Source organism: Salinicola sp. LHM, from assembly GCF_034479735.1.
Classification (GTDB): domain Bacteria; phylum Pseudomonadota; class Gammaproteobacteria; order Pseudomonadales; family Halomonadaceae; genus Salinicola; species Salinicola salarius.
The window spans coordinates 743,151-761,690 of the sequence record NZ_CP140261.1 but is presented as its reverse complement, the minus strand read 5'-3'; the positions used below and the strand labels follow the sequence as shown (position 1 = coordinate 761,690).

20 protein-coding genes are annotated in these 18,540 nt (G+C 61.1%); 9 read left to right on the top strand and 11 right to left on the bottom strand.

From position 1 onward, the window contains the following. Window positions 1–38: 38 nt before the first annotated feature. Window positions 39–1,841 carry an assimilatory sulfite reductase (NADPH) flavoprotein subunit gene (locus R5R73_RS03675; RefSeq protein ID WP_087717543.1) on the bottom strand — a complete coding sequence of 601 codons (1,803 nt, stop codon included), beginning with the start codon at window positions 1,839–1,841 and terminating at the stop codon, window positions 39–41. Window positions 1,842–2,216: 375 nt separating this feature from the next. On the opposite strand from R5R73_RS03675, the gene R5R73_RS03670 reads away from it, so the two are divergent. Then, complete coding sequence (locus R5R73_RS03670; RefSeq protein ID WP_322528816.1) at window positions 2,217–2,906, top strand: glutathione S-transferase family protein; 690 nt, start codon at window positions 2,217–2,219, stop codon at window positions 2,904–2,906. Here R5R73_RS03670 and R5R73_RS03665 read toward each other — a convergent pair. The 3 genes from R5R73_RS03665 to R5R73_RS03655 all read right to left on the bottom strand — a co-directional run bounded on the left by R5R73_RS03665 (window position 2,894) and on the right by R5R73_RS03655 (window position 4,848). Beyond that, window positions 2,894–3,418 carry a YgjV family protein gene (locus R5R73_RS03665; RefSeq protein WP_087720576.1) on the bottom strand — a complete coding sequence of 175 codons (525 nt, stop codon included), beginning with the start codon at window positions 3,416–3,418 and terminating at the stop codon, window positions 2,894–2,896. The two genes, R5R73_RS03670 and R5R73_RS03665, sit on opposite strands and share 13 nt — an antisense overlap. Window positions 3,419–3,653: 235 nt before the next feature. Further along, window positions 3,654–4,058, bottom strand: a complete 405-nt coding sequence (locus R5R73_RS03660) for a VOC family protein (protein ID WP_322528815.1) — start codon at window positions 4,056–4,058, stop codon at window positions 3,654–3,656. A gap of 49 nt (window positions 4,059–4,107) precedes the next feature. Continuing rightward, a complete protein-coding gene (locus tag R5R73_RS03655) occupies window positions 4,108–4,848 on the bottom strand; it encodes a glucose 1-dehydrogenase (protein ID WP_322528814.1) in 741 nt (246 codons plus the stop codon). Between the two features lie 168 nt (window positions 4,849–5,016). On the opposite strand from R5R73_RS03655, the gene R5R73_RS03650 reads away from it, so the two are divergent. Beyond that, entirely contained in the window at window positions 5,017–5,640 is a 624-nt protein-coding gene (locus R5R73_RS03650; protein ID WP_322528813.1) for a TetR/AcrR family transcriptional regulator, read from the top strand. Here the strand turns inward: R5R73_RS03650 and R5R73_RS03645 are convergent. The 5 genes from R5R73_RS03645 to R5R73_RS03625 all read right to left on the bottom strand — a co-directional run bounded on the left by R5R73_RS03645 (window position 5,627) and on the right by R5R73_RS03625 (window position 8,707). Beyond that, window positions 5,627–6,604, bottom strand: a complete 978-nt coding sequence (locus tag R5R73_RS03645; RefSeq protein ID WP_322528812.1) for a saccharopine dehydrogenase family protein — start codon at window positions 6,602–6,604, stop codon at window positions 5,627–5,629. The two genes, R5R73_RS03650 and R5R73_RS03645, sit on opposite strands and share 14 nt — an antisense overlap. Next, complete coding sequence (locus R5R73_RS03640) at window positions 6,601–7,002, bottom strand: VOC family protein (protein ID WP_322528811.1); 402 nt, start codon at window positions 7,000–7,002, stop codon at window positions 6,601–6,603. The genes R5R73_RS03645 and R5R73_RS03640 overlap by 4 nt, the downstream gene beginning before the upstream one ends. A 41-nt stretch (window positions 7,003–7,043) precedes the next feature. Next, window positions 7,044–7,499 carry an SDR family oxidoreductase gene (locus R5R73_RS03635; protein WP_322528810.1) on the bottom strand — a complete coding sequence of 152 codons (456 nt, stop codon included), beginning with the start codon at window positions 7,497–7,499 and terminating at the stop codon, window positions 7,044–7,046. 20 nt (window positions 7,500–7,519) lie between these two features. Continuing rightward, window positions 7,520–8,379, bottom strand: a protein-coding gene (locus R5R73_RS03630) for an IS5 family transposase (protein ID WP_322527572.1) whose coding sequence is annotated in 2 segments (ribosomal slippage) — window positions 7,520–8,010 and window positions 8,010–8,379 — 861 coding nt in all. Because the reading frame shifts where the segments join, the coding sequence is not laid out codon by codon here. Window positions 8,380–8,428: 49 nt separating this feature from the next. Then, window positions 8,429–8,707 carry an SDR family NAD(P)-dependent oxidoreductase gene (locus tag R5R73_RS03625; protein WP_322528809.1) on the bottom strand — a complete coding sequence of 93 codons (279 nt, stop codon included), beginning with the start codon at window positions 8,705–8,707 and terminating at the stop codon, window positions 8,429–8,431. 201 nt (window positions 8,708–8,908) lie between these two features. On the opposite strand from R5R73_RS03625, the gene R5R73_RS03620 reads away from it, so the two are divergent. Both R5R73_RS03620 and R5R73_RS03615 read left to right on the top strand, forming a co-directional pair. Further along, complete coding sequence (locus tag R5R73_RS03620; RefSeq protein WP_322528808.1) at window positions 8,909–9,826, top strand: AraC family transcriptional regulator; 918 nt, start codon at window positions 8,909–8,911, stop codon at window positions 9,824–9,826. Between the two features lie 191 nt (window positions 9,827–10,017). Next, window positions 10,018–10,743, top strand: a complete 726-nt coding sequence (locus R5R73_RS03615; protein WP_322528807.1) for a dienelactone hydrolase family protein — start codon at window positions 10,018–10,020, stop codon at window positions 10,741–10,743. 87 nt (window positions 10,744–10,830) lie between these two features. Here the strand turns inward: R5R73_RS03615 and R5R73_RS03610 are convergent, their stop codons facing one another. Then, complete coding sequence (locus R5R73_RS03610) at window positions 10,831–11,784, bottom strand: LLM class oxidoreductase (protein WP_322528806.1); 954 nt, start codon at window positions 11,782–11,784, stop codon at window positions 10,831–10,833. Window positions 11,785–11,996: 212 nt separating this feature from the next. Between R5R73_RS03610 and R5R73_RS03605 the strand changes: the two genes are divergently transcribed. Then, the gene (locus tag R5R73_RS03605; RefSeq protein ID WP_087720584.1) at window positions 11,997–12,245 is read left to right on the top strand and encodes a GlsB/YeaQ/YmgE family stress response membrane protein; all 249 of its coding nucleotides are present in this window, start codon (window positions 11,997–11,999) and stop codon (window positions 12,243–12,245) included. Between the two features lie 138 nt (window positions 12,246–12,383). After that, window positions 12,384–13,004 (top strand): flavin reductase family protein, encoded by a 621-nt coding sequence (locus R5R73_RS03600; protein WP_322528805.1) that lies wholly within the window; start codon window positions 12,384–12,386, stop codon window positions 13,002–13,004. Between the two features lie 41 nt (window positions 13,005–13,045). Here R5R73_RS03600 and R5R73_RS03595 read toward each other — a convergent pair whose 3' ends face one another. Then, window positions 13,046–14,068, bottom strand: coding sequence for a sensor domain-containing diguanylate cyclase (locus R5R73_RS03595; RefSeq protein WP_208625319.1), 1,023 nt, complete (start codon window positions 14,066–14,068; stop codon window positions 13,046–13,048). Window positions 14,069–14,473: 405 nt separating this feature from the next. On the opposite strand from R5R73_RS03595, the gene R5R73_RS03590 reads away from it, so the two are divergent. The 3 genes from R5R73_RS03590 to R5R73_RS03580 all read left to right on the top strand — a co-directional run bounded on the left by R5R73_RS03590 (window position 14,474) and on the right by R5R73_RS03580 (window position 18,537). Then, window positions 14,474–16,036 carry a bifunctional GNAT family N-acetyltransferase/carbon-nitrogen hydrolase family protein gene (locus R5R73_RS03590; RefSeq protein WP_322528804.1) on the top strand — a complete coding sequence of 521 codons (1,563 nt, stop codon included), beginning with the start codon at window positions 14,474–14,476 and terminating at the stop codon, window positions 16,034–16,036. Between the two features lie 7 nt (window positions 16,037–16,043). Next, window positions 16,044–16,925 carry a M90 family metallopeptidase gene (locus tag R5R73_RS03585; RefSeq protein ID WP_322528803.1) on the top strand — a complete coding sequence of 294 codons (882 nt, stop codon included), beginning with the start codon at window positions 16,044–16,046 and terminating at the stop codon, window positions 16,923–16,925. Window positions 16,926–17,457: 532 nt separating this feature from the next. After that, window positions 17,458–18,537: a nuclease-related domain-containing protein gene (locus R5R73_RS03580; RefSeq protein WP_322528802.1), complete on the top strand. Its 1,080-nt coding sequence runs from the start codon at window positions 17,458–17,460 to the stop codon at window positions 18,535–18,537. Window positions 18,538–18,540: the final 3 nt, after the last annotated feature.

Below are 18,540 nucleotides of genomic sequence, written 5' to 3'. Positions count from 1 at the left end.
CGATTTTTAACGACGTATGGGCGAGTGCAGACAGTTTTCTAATAGATGTCGCGCTGATAACGCTTCTCCTGCTGCATCTGACGCAAATAATCATCGGCGCCGGCTTCGCCATGCCCGCCCTGCTCGCGGATGACATCGCGCAGTGCCTGATGCACGTCCGGCGCCATGAATTCGGCATCGCCGCAGACGTAGACATACGCGCCCGCTTCCAGCCAGGCGTAGAGCGTTTCCGCCTGCTCGCGCAGCCGGTCCTGAACGTAGACTTTCTCGGGCTGATCGCGGGAAAAGGCGACGTCGAGCCGCGTGAGCAGCCCATGCTGGCGCCATTTGAGCCACTCCGCCTGATACAGGAAATCGCTGCGGAAATGACGGTCGCCGAAGAACAGCCAGTTATCGCCGCTGGCGCCACGCTCCTCCCGCTCCTGCAGGAAGGCGCGAAACGGGGCGACGCCGGTGCCGGGGCCGATCATGATCAGCGGCGCGTCGTCATCGTCGGGCAGCTTGAACTGCTTGTTGCGGTCGATGTAGATCGGCACACGGTCGCCGGGCTCGATTTGGTCCGCCAGGTAATTCGTGGTCACGCCGTTGCGGGATCGCCCGTGGGTGGCGTAGCGCACCACGGCAACGGTGAGATGCACTTCGTCCGGAGCCGCGGCCTGGCTCGAGGCGATGGAGTAGAGGCGTGGCGGCAACTTGCGCAGCGCGGCCGAGAACTGGGCGGCATCGATGCCATCCACCGGGAACTGTTCGATCACGTCTATGATATGGCGCCCCTGCAGCCAGTCGCGCAACTCGTCGCGGGCCTCTTCACTCAGCAACCGGCGCAGTTCCGGCGCCTGCGACCATTCGGCCCACTGCTGCAGGAACGGCCGCGTGAGCGTGGTCACCTCGAAGTCCGTCAGCAGCGCGTCGCGCAGCACACGCCCTTCCTCCAGCGGCGATTCGGCATCGAGCTTGAGCATCTCGATCAGCTCGTCGACGTGGGCGGGATCGTTCTGCGGCACCACACCGACGGCATCGCCCGGCAGGTATTCGAGCCCGGAGTCTTCCAGCGACAGCTCGAGATGCAGCGTCTGCTTGTCCGAGCCGCGGCCGTTGAGCGGCTGGCTGGTCAGCACCTCGGCCATGAACGGATGCTTCTTGGAATAGCGCGGCTGGGCACTCTGCGACATGCCGGCGTCAGCGGCCTGGGCCGGGGGCGGCGTGGCGAGATCGCCGGCCAGCGACTCGAGCACCTGGTCGATCCAGGCCTCGGCCTTCTCTTCGTAGTCCACGTCGCAATCGGTCCGCTCGAGGATCGCCTCGCCCCCGAGTTCGGCAAGCCGGGCGTCAAACTCCTTCGCCGTGTGACAGAAGTGTTCATAACTGGCATCACCCAGCCCCAGCACGGCGAAACGCAGCCCCGCCAGTTTCGGCGCCTTGCGGCCCATCATCAGCTCGTGGAATTCGAGCGCCGGATCGGGCGGGTCGCCGTCGCCCTGGGTACTGACGACGACCAGCAGCCGCTCGACCGCCTTCAAGGTCTTCTTGCCGGCGTCCGCCATGCTCGCCAGCGTGACGTCGAATCCCTGGGCGCGGGCACGCTCGGCGGCCAGTTCGGCCACTCCTTCGGCATTGCCGGTCTGGCTGCCGTAGAGCACGGTCAGCGCTGCGGAAGGCGTTGGCGCCGTCTGCGCATTGCCGGCCTGGGGCGCCCCTGCGGACTGGGCGTTGAGGCCGGCCAGATATCCGCTCAACCACTGGCGCTGGGCGGCATCCAGATCCGCCAGCGCCTGCTGCACGCGTCTGGCCTGATCGGCATTCAGGGGGCTGTTGGTGTCGGTCAGCAAGTTCGGAGCCATCCACGACCTCTCGGCACTCGGTATCGATATATCGATGGTCAAAAAAGAAAAAGCACGCTCTGAAGAGCAATCGGTTCGGAAAACGCTGAATAAATCGGCGAGCAGGATGAAGCGCAAGGCGCACGGAGCAAAGGAACCGGAGCCTATGCGTTATAGGTGAGGATTCCACGCACCGCGCAACGCAGCGATTCGCCTGCGCAGACATTTATGCAATGTTTTCCCTAAAGCTTAGCCGGTTACCCGTAGAGTGTTAGGGCAGGGCCAACGAATCAAAAAGTCCGATCGGCAATGTCCTTATTCGATCGAGTACTCAGGGCTTTGCGTACCAAGTCCGAAATCGCATACTCGGGCTTTCCCCCGACAGCGGAGGCTGCCATGACCTATCGACTTTTCATCGCCAACAAGAACTACTCTTCCTGGTCGATGCGGCCCTGGGTGCTGCTGCGTGCGCTGGAAATTCCGTTCGAAGAGGTACTGACGCCGTTCGAGGGCGCCGGCCAGCAACAGGCGTTCACGCACTTTTCGCCCACCGCCAAGGTTCCCTGCCTGCATGATGGCGATCAGGTGGTGTGGGATTCGCTGGCGATTCTGGAATACGTCGCCGAGGACCATCCGGCTGTCTGGCCTGCCGATCGGGCCGCCCGCAGCTGGGCACGCTGCGCCAGCGCCGAAATGCATTCCGGGTTTGCCGCGCTGCGCGACGAGTGTTCGATGAACTGCTCGCTGATCATCGACCTGGACACCCCGAGCGAGTCGCTAGAGAAGGAGCTGATTCGGCTCGATGCCCTGTGGCAGGAAGGGCTGGAGACTTTCGGCGGCCCCTGGCTCGCGGGCGACGCTTTCACCGCTGTGGATGCCATGTTCGCTCCGGTCGCGGTACGCCTTCGCGGCTACGGCATCGAACTCGGCACGGCCGCCATGGCCTACGCCGAACGCCTGCTCGCGCATCCGGCAGTCGCGGAATGGATCGAACAGGGCATCGCCGAGCCGTGGATCGACGAACCCCACGAGATCGACTGCATTCGTGACCGGCGCGTGCTTGCCGATCGCCGTCAGCCAGCCTGAAGCCGCCGCTTCGCCCGCTGGATGCGCCACATGGTGAGCAGGTTGGTGCCCAGCGCGATGAGCTCGGCAATGATGCCGCCGACCGAGCCGATCAACAGGTTGTTGATCAACCAGGCAACGGCGGCGGCGGCCAGCAGAATCCGCATGGGGATGCCATGGAGCATGAACATGCCGATGGTGCCGAATACGCCCGCCGCCAGTGGCCACAGATCGGCAGCCTGGCCCGCCGTCGCCAGCGCAACGACGACGTTGACCGCCAGCACGCACAGCATGACGCTCCAGCGCTCCTTGAAGCGCCGCGCCAGCAGGATGCGGGCGATGACCAGCAGCGAGATCCCGGCCGCCGTCCACTGCCCGAAGAGCGCGAAGTGGGCGGCGAACGCGATATTGGCGAAGATCAGATAGACCAGCAGCCGGTCGTCCTGGCGGCTGGCGAAAGCGATCATGATGAAGCCGAGAGCGACGAGCCCGACCAGTTGGGCGGCGATCCAGGTCATGTTGTAGGCGTCCATGCAGCTCCCAATGTCTGAGCAGGATTGGCTTGTAAGCTCTCCAGCTTAGACGTTTCGGACCGCGACCGAAGCATCAGCATCAAAAGGGCAAGGCAACGTAAAGTCCGTGGCCGACATCTGACTACCTGCCAGATGATCGGATACGATCATCAACGCCGCACGCGCCAATGAAGGATATGTCTATTTCATCGCGGCGGTTGCACGGCCTGCCTGGGCACGGAAAGCTCTCCTACCGTCATGGGCGATTGATAGAGTCCTGGCACACCACTTCCACATTGATACCGTCCGGGTCCAATACGTACGCCGCGTAGTAGTGCTCGTGGTAGTGCGTTCGGACCCCGGGCGGGCCATTATCGGTTCCACCGGCCTTCAGCGCGGCTCGATGGAAAGCATCGACGATGGCGCGGCTCTGCGCTGCAAAGGCAATGTGCGTACCCGCTCCAGGCGCCTCGTTATCGTGGATCCAGAGGCTGGGGTAACCGTCCCTGCCGAAGCCGTGGCGTGTGCCTCCGGTGCGAGTGCGCTCGGGCCCGACGGTGATGACCCGGACGATATCCAGCGGCGCGAGGGCAAGTTCGTAGAAGCGACGCGAGACTTCGGCGTCGCGCACGGCGAATTCGATGTGGTCGAGGATGGTCATGGTTTTGCGCAGAGGCTCCAGTGGTATGGGTTACCGGCTCGCTGGCTGATCAGACCTGAGACGCGCCACCATCGGCGAACAGCTCGACGCCGTTGATATAGCTCGAGGCATCGCTCGCCAGGAATGCCGCAGCCTTGCCGATTTCGTGCGCCTCGCCTATCCGTCCTAGCGTGCTTTTTTCGCTGAACGCTTGAATGATCTGCTCCGCGTCATCGGCCAGCATGCTTCGCAGAGACTGCGTGTCGACAGGGCCAGGACTGAGGAGATTGATCCGAACGCCGGAACCCTTGATGTCCAGAATCCAGCTTCTGACCATGGCACGCAGAGCTGCCTTGGTGGCGCCGTAGACGCTCAAGCCCGGGCCGGGATTCATCGAGGCAGTCGAGCCGATGATGACGATGCTGGACCCTTGGGGCATCAGAGGCAGCGCGCCCTGGACGGTAAACGTCACCCCTTTCACGTTGATATCGAAAAGCCGATCGAAGCTTGCTTCGGTAATCGCACCCAGCGGCGTTATTTCCCCCGTCCCGGCATTGGCGATCAGGACATCGAGACGGCCATGAAGTGACTCGATACGGCTGAAGAGCGAGGCCAGATCGGAGCTGTTCGAAACATCGGCGGCAATCGCGACCGCGTTGTCGCCCAAGCTGGACAAGGCCTGGTCCAGTTGCTCCTGTCGGCGCCCGGTAATGACCACGCGAGCGCCCTGTTCAATGAACTCCCGCGCAATCGCGAGCCCCAAACCAGATGACCCACCGGTGACCAGCACGACCTTATCTTCGAATGACATGAGATTTACCTGAGCAAGGAAAGCGTTATGGGAAAGCCTATGTAGTGAACACTACATCCAACGTGCACGTCACGCACTATATTTATCGATTACTATATAAATATGGCAGCGCCTTTGTCTTCCGGGTATAGCGGCCGCTCACTCCCTCCCTCACCCAGCGAGGCCATCATGAATACGAAGACCCGACAACGCCGCCCGGCTTTCGATCGCGAAGCAGGAGTCGCCATTGCCCAGGCGCTGTTTCACGAGCGTGGCTATGACGCGGTCAGCCTTGCGGACCTGACCAATGCCATGGACATCAAACCGCCCAGTTTCTATGCCGCCTATGGCAGCAAGGCGGCGCTGTTCGAGCGAGCCATGCTGCGCTATGCGCAGGAAAACGCCCTGCCGCTGGACGAGTTGCTGGCCCCAGACCGCCCCCCTGCCGAAGCGCTTCCCGCGCTGCTGCTCGCCGCTGCCGAACAATACGGGCGAGACAGCCTGCTGCGTGGCTGCATGATTACGGAGGGAATGCGGGCAGATGACCCGGCCGCCCGTCAGATGGCCGAAAATCTTGCCAATGGCGGGCTCCAGGCGATTCGTGCCTACCTCGATCAGGTCCATCCGCAGCAAGCACAGGCGCTGGCCGACTATGTCGTGGTCACCTTGCGTGGGCTGTCGGCCTCGGCCTGCCACGGCATGCCCTACGAGCGCCTGACGGAAGTCGCCCGGACCGCCGGGCGATTCATCGCGCGTGAACTGGAAGCGGAGTCCGAGGAGTCCGCAGCGGCTTCGGTCTCTAGCAATCCGTGATCGTCGTCCCTTCGATCGTCTCGGCGAACCCGCCACCGAATAGCCGCGCCGGGGTTTCGAAACCGGGTCGACGCTCCCCTTCGAGTACCCGGCGCGCGGCCTCTACGGCCGCCAGCGGCGTGTAGGAATAACCGTTGACGGTTTCGATCATCGACCGGACAACCGTGCCGTCAGCCGCCGTTACCTCGGCCACCGCACGGGCGCGATGGGCATCGCGTTGTTCTTCGGTCGGGCCATCAGGCAGCAGCGATAAATCGCCTTCGGGGAACGCCTCTCCACTGACATGCACGAACATGGCAATATCGGGGATTCCGGTGGAATACCAACCGGTGACCAGATCTCCGAACGACAGCGGCGAGCACGGCACCGGCCCCTCACCGAAATCGAAGTGGCGTGGCTGCGCATCGGGGGTCGGAACGAGATGGCCGTCGAATCTTGCCATCAGGCCCGCGCCGATGATCTCGCCGACGCTCATGGCGGAGCCCCGCGACATGGTGCCGGGAACCTGAAGCGCCACGTTCAGCGACCGCGGCTTCTGCACACGCTGCGCGATGTGCACCGCCAGGCAATCGGTCGGCACCACATCCCAGCCGACACCAGGCAGCAGCATGACGCCGGCCTCGGCCGCTTTGGCGCCCAGCCGTTCCGCCAGCCGGTAGACGTTGATCTCGGCGGTGATGTCCAGGTAATCGACGCCGGCCTCGAGGCACGCCCGCATCAATGGCTCCGCCGTTTGCGCGAAAGGGCCTGCGAAGTTCAGCAGCACATCGATACCGGCCAGGGACTGCGCTGCATCGGCATCGGCCTCAAATACCCGAAAGGGAACCGCCAAAGCGTCAGCGAGAGAGGCCAGCGTTTGCCGATTGCGCCCAGCGATCTCGAAATCGAGCCCCAACGTTTTGGCATGCGCTGCCGCCATGCGGCCGGTATAGCCGGTTGCACCGTAGATCAGGAGTGTTTTCATCGGGCGTGCTGCCAGTTCTTATAGACGAATTCGAGACTGTAGCCATCAGGGTCCAGAACGTTGGCGGCATAGTAGTTAGGGTCGTAATGCAGCCGTGCCCCGGGTGCGCCGTTGTCGATAGAATCGTTCTCGATGGCCGCGGCGTAGGCCGCTTCGACCTCCGCCTTGCTGCTCGCCACGAAACCGACGTGAACGGCCTGCCCTTCGACCACGCCCTCGCGTAGCCAGAAGAACATCCGGCCATTGGCGCCAAAACCCTTGAGATCCGAGTGACCCGGCGGGCCGTCTTTGCCGTCGTAATCGAGCCGCGCCGTGATCCCCAGCGGGGCGAGCACGGCCTCGTAGAAACGAATCGAGCGTTCGATGTCGCTGACGGATAAAAAGAGATGATCAAGCATGCGGTGTCCTCCTGGACGCAGATACCAATACAGAAGCAGAGTTAGATGCAGTAGCCGCCAGCGACTTCGATGGTCTGTCCGTTGATCCAGTCGCTTTCATCGGACAGCAACATGGCGATGATGCGAGCGACGTCCTGCGGCTCGCCGACGCGGCCGAGCGCCGTCTGGGAGGCCAGCAAAGCCTCGAACTCGTCGTTCAGGCCGCCACCCAGCTCGGTGCGAATCGCTCCCGGCGAGACGGCATTGGCCCGTATGCGACGGTCGCCGAACTCCTTGGCCATGTAACGGGTGAGCACTTCCAGCCCGCCCTTGAAAGCGGCGTAAGGCGCCACGCCGGCCGTCGCCACGCGGGTGGTGGCACTGGTCAGATTGACGATGCTGGCGCCTTCCTCCATCAACGGGAGCAGAGCTTGGGTGAGAAAGAATGGGCCTTTGAGGTGAACGTTCAGCAGACCATCGAACTGAGACTCGGTGACAGACTCGAGCGGGTTGAACAAGCCGTAGCCGGCGTTGTTGACTACGCTCTGTCTGAAAAATAGACCCGTAAACAGCGCTCGATGCAGGCCAGCGTGACCATGGCACGGTAACTTTTTGCCAGCTTGTCGTAGCGAGTACAAAGTCGCCGCTTTTCCTTCATCCAGCCAAATAGACGCTCTATCACATTGCGACGCCGATAACGCGGGCGCTCGAACAGGCGGGGTAGTCCTGGCTTGGGGCGACGGTGCATCTGTCGGTGCCGGATCGTCGGTCGTATTCCGTACCGGTCGCAGTAGCGACGCAATCGATCACTATCGTAACCTCGGTCGGCCAGCAGATGGCGGCAGCGCTTGCGGGGACGTCCCGTATGACCTGGCAAGCGGATCTGCTCCATGACAGGAACGAGATAGCGTGAATCGGCATGCTGACCAGGCGATAGCAGGAAGCTCAGGGGAACGCCATTGGCATCGCAAACCAGGTGAATCTTGGTGGTCAGGCCGCCTCGGCTTCGTCCAAGCGCATGGCCTACCCGTTCTCCAGAGCCCCTTTTTTACTGCCACCAGCGGCAGAGCGAGTCGCTCGAATCGAGGTGGAGTCCACCATCCAGGTATCGAGATCCATGTAACCATCTTCCCGAAGCTTCAGGTGAAGGCGTGACAGGCTGCGTTCGAGTGTGCCGTCATCTCGCCACTGACGAAAGCGCTGGTAGACCGTTTTCCATGGGCCGAAGCGTTCGGGCAGATCCCGCCATTTGGCGCCGGAACAGAGGATCCAGAAGATGCCGTTGAGCATCTGCCGGTCATCGCGGCGTGGGCGTCCACGCCCAGCGGGCGTGCCAGGCGAAACGATATCTTCAATCAATGTCCAACCCCGATCGGAAATCTCGTAACGTCCTGCCATGACAATACCTCCAAGTCTGAGGGAGGAAAGGCTAGCAAGACATCATTTTTCAGACAAAGCGTAGACCGCTCAAGGTGTTGACGCCCCAGTTCGTCTGTAACGTCAGCTTCAGCGTTTCGCGAAATGCCTCGAAACCGCTGATGTCAGCGACATCCAGTTTCAGTGCGACGGCCTTGCCGCCGGCGGACTCGATACGCTGAACGACCGACTGCGCGGCGTCGGCGTTGCTGTTGTAGGTGAGGATGACGCCCATGCCTTTCTGGGCACAGTGCTCGGCAGCGCTGGCACCAATGCCACGGCTGCCTCCGGTGATGACGATAACGCCCATGGGCTGCTCCGGTGTCGATGGGATAGATATTCACCCTAACCATTACCCTCATCGCGGGCTCAGCCGTTCCTGCCCGAAACCTGCCCGTTTCTGCTTTTTGCTTGCGCGGGCGCGCCCCCGGGATCAGCATATCTCTTCATAACTGCCCAACCGCTTGCCATAACCGCCCAACCGCTCGCCATGAACGACCAGCCGCCTGCCATGAACGATCAACTGCTCGAGCTTCGCTCCCTGGCTGCCAAGGCCGAGAATCGCCGTACGGAGACGGGCATTCCGCGTGTGGCCATGGTCCAGGGCGAAATTCCGGAACACATGCTGGCCGCCGTCTACGAGCCGATGGTCAATCTGATCCTGCAGGGCAGCAAGACGATGACCGTCGGTGACCGCACGCTGCGCTATGACCCGGCCACCTATTTCGTGATGTCGATCGAGCTGCCGGCGGTGGGCACGGTGCATTCTGCGGCTTCGGGGGAGCCCTATCTCGCGTTGAGCCTGACGCTCGATCCCACCGTACTCTCGACGCTGCTGACCGACCTGCCTACGCCTGCTGGGCGTGACGAAAGCGAGAACGACGACAACGCAGGATTCTCGGTGGCTGCGGTCACGCCGAAGTTGATGGACGCGTGGCTACGCATGCTGCGATTGATGGACAGCCCGGAAGAGATCGCGGCCCTCGCCCCGGTGTACGAACGGGAGATTCTCTACCGCGTGCTGCAAGGGCCCCATGGCTGGATGCTGCGTGAAATCGCGGCGCCGGATACCGCCATGGCCCGCGTCAGTCTCGCGATTCAGTGGATCCGGCAGGACTTCGCCAGGCCGATCAGAGTGGAAACACTCGCCCGGAAGGCGGCGATGAGCGTGTCGGCGTTTCACCGCCACTTCAAGGCGGTGACCACGCTGAGCCCGTTGCAGTACCAGAAACGGGTTCGGCTGCTCCAGGCGCGCACACTCATGGTAGCCAGCGGCAGAAGCGTCACCAGCGCCGCCTTCGAGGTCGGCTATGAAAGCGCGACACAGTTCAGCCGAGATTACGCCCGAGTATTCGGGCTGCCTCCCGCCCGGGATAGCGCGAGGATTTTGGGGGAAACCAAGGGGTGCGGCCGATTCCCCAATCGCTGAAAGCCGCTTCGGCGCGCCGGCAACCGGCATTCGCCGCGGGTTTTACTGCCACCTGACGATTCGGGAAGCGCGGCACTCTCGTCTTTTCCATTGCCTGCTAAACTTCCCGTCTCGGGCTTCACCGTTTACCTCAAGGCGTTTGTCTCAAAGCGCTTTACTCAAGTTCAGTCAACCGCCCACAAGGAGAGACCATGTCTCAGAGCGATTCCCAGACGAACATCAGGACCGAATGGATCGAGATCACGGCCGAGGACGGCAAGACGTTCAAGGCCTATCAGGCGCTGCCGCACAAGGGCAAAGGCCCCGGTATCGTGCTGATCCAGGAGATCTTCGGCGTCAACGGACACATGCGTGGCGTCGCCGAGCAGTACGCCATGGATGGCTATAGCGTCATCGTTCCCGACATGTTCTGGCGCGATGAGCCGGGCGTCGAGCTCGGCTATGACGGCGACGACTGGAAAGAAGCCGTGGCCCATAAGCAGGCGCTGGACTACCCGACGGCGATCAGCGATCTGCGTGCCGCGACCAAGGCGTTGCGCGCGAGCCCCGCCTGCGACGGTCCGGTCGCCTCGATCGGCTACTGCATGGGCGGCGTGCTTTCCTATCTCTGCGGCCTGGATGCCGGCGTCGATGCAGCGATCTGTTACTACGCCGGTGGCGTCACCGAATATCTGCCGCGTGCTGGCGAACTCAAGGTGCCCGCCCAGTTCCACTTCGGCGCCGAGGATGACCACATTCCGCTCGAGCACGTCGAACAGACTCGCCAGGCCTTCGCCGGCAACAAGGATGTCGAAGTGCATCTCTACGGCGGTGCGGAACACGGCTTCAACTGCTGGGCGCGGGCGAGCTACAACCAGCACGCGTCGGCATTGGCGCATGGTCGCACGCTGAGGTTCCTGGCCAGCCACTCCGAGTGAGGAGCGAGTCGAGCTCGTGTCGGAACGGCTGAAACGTTTCGGCGCGAGTCTTGAACGGTCAGCGCCGATGAATCAGGGCTGATGAATTCAGGGCCGATGAAAATGCGGCAGGACGTGGGCGGCCAGCTCCTCGATGATGGCATCGGCTGGCCGCTCCTCGAGACGCAGATTCAGGGAAACGTGGTGAACGCCCATCTCTCTGAGCGCCTCGAGCACGTCGATGAGGGCATCACGGCCGGCGCGATAGCCCAGGTCGATCGGCGTCGCCGGGGCGCCCGGATCGGCGTCAAGATCAAGGCGCATCGCCTCGCCGAAGCCGCGGAACTCGCCGGGTACGCTCTGTTCGACGGCGGCCCGCCACATCCGGTAGCGATCACGCTGCTGCGCCGGCTCGCGGTGATAGGTCATCCAGCCGATCGCGTGACGGGCAATCCAGTTGACGCTCTGCCCTCCCGAACCGACCGCCAGCAGCGGCACGGGCTCCGGGGCTAGCGGCCGAAGCTGGAAATCCGGCGAATCCGTATCATGCCGATCCGGCACGACCTCCTGCGGCGTACCCAACGCCTTTGCCACCACCTGCCAGTGATCCGCGAACAGGCGCCGCCGTTCGGCGACATCCTCACCAAAAGCGGCAAATTCAGGCGGCCGGTCGCCGGACCCCAGCCCGAGAATGAAACGACCTTCCGAGAGCGTGGCGACCGATGCCGCCGCCTTGGCGATATGCAGCGGGTGGCGCAGGGTGAGCACGATGGCGCCGCTGATCAGCGCGATCTGCCGCGTTTCCACTGCCAGGGCGCCCAGCCAGCTCCAGGGATCCAGATGACCGACCGGATCAGGGTAATCTGGGCTGTTGAGCGGCACGTCCCGAACCCAAAGAGCACGAAATCCGGCGCTGTCGGCGAGTTTCGCCAGACGCCGCTGTTCGGTGACATCGACCACTTCCTGACCGCTCGGCATCAGCGGCAGCGTCAATCCGATCGACAGCCGATCCGGCGCCAACACGCGCCCAACGATCGCCTGTTCGGCTCCGCCAGCAGACATGACCCCCTCCTTGAACATTCGATCGATATATCGGAATGCGCTGTCCGGGCCGCGTCACGAATCATGACGCCCGGAAACAAGGCGCAAGGCAACGATGATAGCCCCGATCCGCGCTTGTCGTATTCCCGATCTGCGACTAGTGTCCAAAGGGCATGCAGGAAGGCATGCACTTGTTGTGAAAGTTCAGCATGAATCAAACAGGGACAGACGCCATGGGAATTATTGCGTGGATCATCTTCGGCCTGATCGCTGGCGCCATCGCCAAGATGGTCATGCCAGGCAAGGATCCGGGTGGCTTCATCGTCACCATCATCATCGGGGTTCTCGGGGCCGTCGTCGGCGGCTGGATCGGGACCGCGCTAGGGTTTGGTGACGTATCCGGCTTCAATATCGGCAGCTTCCTGATCGCGGTCCTCGGTGCGATCGTGCTGTTGATCATCTATCGCGTCGTGCGCAAGTAGCGCCATCACCGATCGCCCCGGCTCGGCGGCCCGTCCACCGAGCCGGTGGCTTGCTTCTCTTCCCTCTTCAGTCGATATACCCTTCGCCAGTACGCAAGAAATCCTCCCGCTTCTGATACTCCTTCAGGATCATTCGGCATGCCGAGCAACGCGCATTTCTATGAACCGAGTCGCGGTCATGAGCTACCGCACAATCCTTTCAAGGCGATCGTCGGGCCGCGACCGATCGGCTGGATCTCCTCGCGGGATCGCGAAGGCCGGCTGAATCTGGCGCCCTACAGTTTCTTCAACGCGTTCGCCGACACGCCGCCCATCATCGGCTTCTCCAGCGCGGGCTATAAGGACAGCGTGCGCAACATCGAGGCGACCGGCGAGTTCTGCTGGCAGCTGTCGACGCATGCCCTCGCCGAGGCGATGAACCAGAGTTCGGCGTCGGTAGCGGCCGAGGTCGACGAGTTCGAGCTGGCGGGCCTGACGCCGCAAGAATCCCGCGTCGTCGGCGTTCCCCACGTCAAGGAAGCGCAGGTCGTGTTCGAATGTCGGCTGACGCAGATCCTTCGGCTGCAATCGGCCGCGGGCGAGGAGATCGACAACTGGCTGGTGTTGGGCGAAGTCGTTGGCGTGCATATCGACTCGGCGCTGCTCGAGGACGGTATCTACCAGACCGCCGCTGCCCGGCCGATTCTGCGTGGCGGCGGCCCGGCCGACTACTTCGAAATCAGCCCGGACCAGAACTTCAAGATGTACCGCCCCGGCTGATCTCGGTTTTCACGCATATCGTTCAGGCGTGCTCGCGCACATCACTTGCGACGTGCTCGCTTGCAGCGATACATGGCGTCGTCCGATTGCTGCAGCACTGCCTGCACATCGGTTTCACCAAGCTCGGTGGTGATCGCCCCGACACTGGCGCCAGCGTATTCGAAGGTGGCACCTTCGAGCTCGAAGGTGCCACACGTCATCTGCATCAGGCACTGCCTGAACGAGTCACGCTGGGCCGCAAGATCGTCACCTGCAACAGCGGGACGTATTACCACGAACTCGTCTCCGCCGTAACGCCCCACGATATCACCGGCCTCGCAGCGCCCACGCAGCGACATCGCGATCTGAATCAGAAAGCGATCGCCGGCGTCGTGGCCGTATCGGTCATTGATTTCCTTGAAATCGTCTAGGTCGATGAAAGCCACGTGCAGCACGCCACCCTGCTGCTCGGCCTGCGCCAGCTGCGTTGACAGAGCCTGGTCGATGGCGCGCCGATTGGCGATACCCGTCAACGGATCGGTATAGGCTTGCTCGCTGAGACGCAGATTTTCGTCGAGCAGGATATCGAGCAAGGCTTCGCTTTCGAGATACTTGCCGATGAAGATGGCAAATATCGTCAAATAGTGGCGCGCCTCGTCGGTGACGTGTTGCGAGACGTTGCTCGCCGCGCACAAGGTGCCTAAAAGCTGACCGCCAAGACGTTTGACCGGCTCACTGAGATAGGTTTGTATGCCCTGCGCTTGGGCGGCTTGCGAGTCGCCCCAATGGCTCGCGACGTCTTGTATGTAGGTGCATCCCGAAGTCAGCGCGCGTCGGCACAAAGTGTCCTCCCACGCCACGCTGAGCCCCTCGGGAATGCATAGGTCTCCCGTATTACGGGCATAGAGCACGGCCTGCGTGCCTTGCGCTTCATCGACATGCGTGAAGTAGGCGGATTCGAGCCCCGTGATCTCGACCAGCAGCGTCAACAGCGGTCGGATCACTGCTTCCAGCCGTTCAGGATCGCTGGGGCCGTTGTAGAGCCGTGCCAGTAGCGGCTCGGGAATGGGGCGTTGGCGCATCATCGTGTGACTCCGGGTTCACGTTGAGGTGATGAGACGAGGGGCGTATGCCGGCCTTCCGGGCCTTTCGGGCCTCGCAAATGCCGCCAGCGGTAGTGGTCGCCCCGAACCAGTATCCTTGGGCGTGTATCGCGCCCCATTTTTCTCAGGAGCACCGCTTGCACGCGATTCCATCTCCAAGCTCAGATTCCATCGGCAATCGGCTTTTCATCGGCGCTCGACTCCAAGCGATCGCAACGTTACGTCTACAAAAGTAATCAAACCGTAAACCGTGAAGACGCGGAACACCACTCCCGGCAAGGCAACGACGAGCGGAGCGATCACCCCTTGCCACACGAACGGCGTCCCACGGCGTGTTAGACTTTGTCTCTATCTCCCTCCTATTTTTCTCATGGAGTCCGGCGCTCAATGTCTTTGGAAGAACTGCATCTCAACCTGCGCAACCTCACCCCCGAGGACTACCCGCAGCTCAAACGGCTGATGGATGCCGTCTATGACGACATCGGCGGTGCCTGGTCGAAGCTGACGATCGACAAGCTGATCGGCGAGTTCGCCGACGGCCAGATCATCGTCGAGGACGACGGCAAGATCGTTGGCGTGGCGCTGACGGTGCTGGTCGACTACGACCATTTCTCCAACCCCCACAAGTACGACGAGCTGATCGGCCATCGCGAGATCATCCTCAACGATGCCAACGGCGACGCGCTCTACGGGCTCGACGTGCTGATCGACCCGGCCTATCGCGGCTACCGTCTCGGCCGGCGCCTCTACGAAGCGCGCAAGGACCTGTGCCGCTCGATGAACCTGCGCGCGATCCTTGCTGGCGGGCGGATCCCGAACTACCACCAGCACGCCGACGAGATGCCCCCCGCGGAATACATCGATCGCGTGGCGCGCAAGGAATTCTACGACCCGATCCTCTCGTTCCAGCTGGCCAACGACTTCCTGGTCAAGCGCCTGCTGACCAAGTACCTGCCCGAAGACGAGAAATCGATGGGCTACGCCACGCTGCTCGAGTGGAACAACATCCTCTACGAGCCGGCCAGCCGGATCATCGAGACGCGCCGGACCCAGGTTCGCGTGGGCGCCGTGCAGTGGCAGATGCGGGAATTCGACTCGGTGGAAACCGTACTCCAGCAGGTGGAGTTCTATGTCGACGCCATCTCCGACTACCAGAGCGATTTCGCGGTCTTCCCGGAGCTGTTCAACACCCCGCTGATGGGGCTGACCGATCAGACCGACCAGGTCGCCGCGATCCAGTTCCTGGCCGGGTTCACCGAGCGCTTCAAGATCGAAATCTCGCGCATGGCGGTCTCCTACAACATCAACATCGTCGCCGGTTCGATGGTCGAGCTGGGCGAGGACGGCAAGCTCTACAACGTCTCCTACCTCTGCCACCGCGACGGCGAGATCGACCGCCAGGCCAAGCTGCACATCACCCCGCAGGAGCGGCGCGACTGGGTGGTCGAAGGCGGCGACGAACTGCAGGTGTTCGAGACCGATGCCGGCCGCGTCGGCATCCTGATCTGCTACGACGTGGAATTTCCCGAGCTGCCGCGCCTGCTGGCCGAGCAGGACATGGACATCCTGATCGTGCCGTTCTGGACCGACACCAAGAACAGCTACCTGCGCGTGCGCCACTGCGCCCAGGCCCGCGCCATCGAGAACGAATGCTACGTGGTCGTCTGCGGCAGCGTCGGCAACGTGCCCTCGATCGAGAATCTGGACATCCAGTACGCCCAGTCCTCGGTGTTCTCGCCGTCGGACTTCGCCTTCCCCCACGATGCCGTGCTGTCGGAGACCACGCCCAACACCGAAATGGTGATGTTCTCGGATCTCGATCTGACCAAACTCAAGCTGGTGCGTTCCGAAGGCGCAGTGACCAACCTCAAGGACCGCCGGCTCGACCTCTTCGATTTGCGCCTGCGGGACTGGTCGTGGAAGTCCGGGGGCCGGCAGGAAGAGAGCTGAGCGTGACATGAGTGCCTGGAGAGACGGGGAAAAGAGCGGGTGGCGGGGCTGGTGGAAAGCCCGGCGACAGGATTGGAAGGATAGTCGGCGCGAGGCCCGGCAACGCTCGCGCCCGCCGTTCGATCCCGAGGCGTGGCGGAAGATCCGTTACGGCTTGCCGCTGCTGGCCGATCTCGATGATGTCGATGCCGAACGCCTCGGCCCGCGCGCCTGGCAACTGCTGCAGCGCAAACGCTGGGTCGCCGGTGACGACGTCGAGCTCGATCAAGCCGCCATGCTGGCGATCGCCGCCCAAGCCGAGCTATTGACGCTCGGCTGGTCGGATCGCGATGCCAGCGCTGCCTTCGACAACGTCACCGAGATCATCCTGCTGCCGGACAGCTTTCACCGCCATGTCGAAGAGATGGACGACTTCGGCGTGATGCACGAATACGTCGACGAGCGCGCCGGAGAAACCTCCTGGCGCGGCCCGGTGGTGCTGGCAGTTCCCGATGTCGCCGAAAGCGGCGACTACACCGGCTTCAACGTCATCATTCACGAATTCGCCCACAAGCTCGACCTGGGCAACTCGCAGGATATCGACGGCTTCCCCCCGCTGGCCGCCGCGAGCAACGTCACCTCGAAAGAGTGGCACCGCGTCTTCACCGCCGTGTGGGACGACCTGCAAGCCCATATCGCCCGCGACGAACCCACCCCCATCGACGACTACGCCGCCACCCACCCCGGCGAATGCTTCGCCGTCTGCTGTGAACTCTTCTTCAGCGCCCCGGATCAGTTGGTTGAGGTATATCCTGAGCTTTATGACCTGCTGAAGCGCTACTTTCGACAGGAACCGCTGGTGCGGTTTGAGCGCCGTCAAGCGGCTGGGGGCGCTCCGTCTCAGGATTGATCCTCCACGTCTCTCGAGACCTCTCCGCCGCGTGCCAGGCTTCCGGCATTCAGCCACGCCGTCCTATCGTTGCCTGCAGCATTCGGCCACCCTGGACAGATAAATGCAACAAATAGTGTTGCCAAATGTAAGCATTGGGTTACATTGGTAGCAATAGTCAGAACTACTGAATGACATAACGCTGTGGAACCGAATCCAGCCACAGATTAATGAAAATCAATCAGGGCTACTCATGATCCAAATCGGAAGTTACAGAAAGTCATGCGTGCTCGTTTGCTTTGTCATTAAAGTATGCGGCAACTAGCTTTTAAAGCATGCAGAGCATTCTCTATTCATTTGGAATATAAACAAGCGCACTCCGACAGGGTATAAACCCAGCTTGCACTTCTCTTCCAACGTCAATCAACACGCGACTAAAAACCAGTGCTTAGCGACACTATGAATATTCAGCCAATTAACTTAATAACACACCATAAGCCTAGATTAGAGCTGTATAGTTTGATCTTAGATATTGATGGAGGGCAAAAACGCCATGCGCTTAAAAATCCTTAGCCCGCAGGGGATGAAGGCGTCGGAACTTCGAGCAATAGATACATTAAAGGAAGGTTTGAGGCCTGCTTGGTATGCTTATGCATCGTTCTTGGCTAAAGATAGGCAAGGATCGATGGAAATTGACTTGCTAATATTTACTCATTCGAGAATATTGCTCGTCGAGGTAAAGGAGTGGCAAGGAAAAGTATACTCGGATGGCATGAAATGGAAGCAGGTCGTAGGGAGTAGAGAAATAGTACACTCTGCTCCGGTACAAGTTAAGCGCGAGCATAGCATGCGCTTGGATAGCCTTTTTAGAAAAGAGCTCAAATCCCGATGGGGAAGCTATTACCCTATCGAAACCTGCGTTGTAATGGCAGGAGATGCAACTGTTGAGCAGATGCCGGACTGGGAAAAGGAATTTGTATTTACGTTGGATGAGTTTTTAAAGATAAGGTCTGAGAAAGGCTTTGAAGAGTTATTGCCAGCTCGCAACCATGAGCGCCTTTTAGCAAACAATGTTATTAAGCGTCCTAACACTCTGGAACAGATCAAAATATTTGAAGACTGGGTGACCGGCGGGGGGAGTGTTAGTACTCGCTACCGAGAGGCTGGTGGATATATCCTCACTGAAAGCAAAGCATCATTCCAGCATCCAAAGAAAATTTATGCTGAGTTCACTGGCGAGCATAGGGATGATGCAAAAGATAAGGCGTTGATGCGCTGCTGGGACTTTAACCAGCTGGGCAAACACGCAATGACACAAGAACAAAGAGCTAGCATTGGTCTCAGAGAAGAGCGAGTAGTTCGTTATGTTGGTCAGCAGAACCGCCAGCTTCGTAAAGATTATCTGTTAAATCCAAAACATAATGTTGCGCCAGATGAAGTCGATGAAGATCTGGTTGAGGTCTATGAGCATCCACCTCTTCTTGAAAGGCTAGACACATACATGAGCGCTTTGCCTCACACCATAGAGGCACGAAGCACTCTGCTAAGGGCAGTCTTAGCACCGTTCTCAGCGCTTCATGAAATGAAGTGGACCCCATCCGTTGGACCACCTGACAGACGATTTAAGCTCTGACCG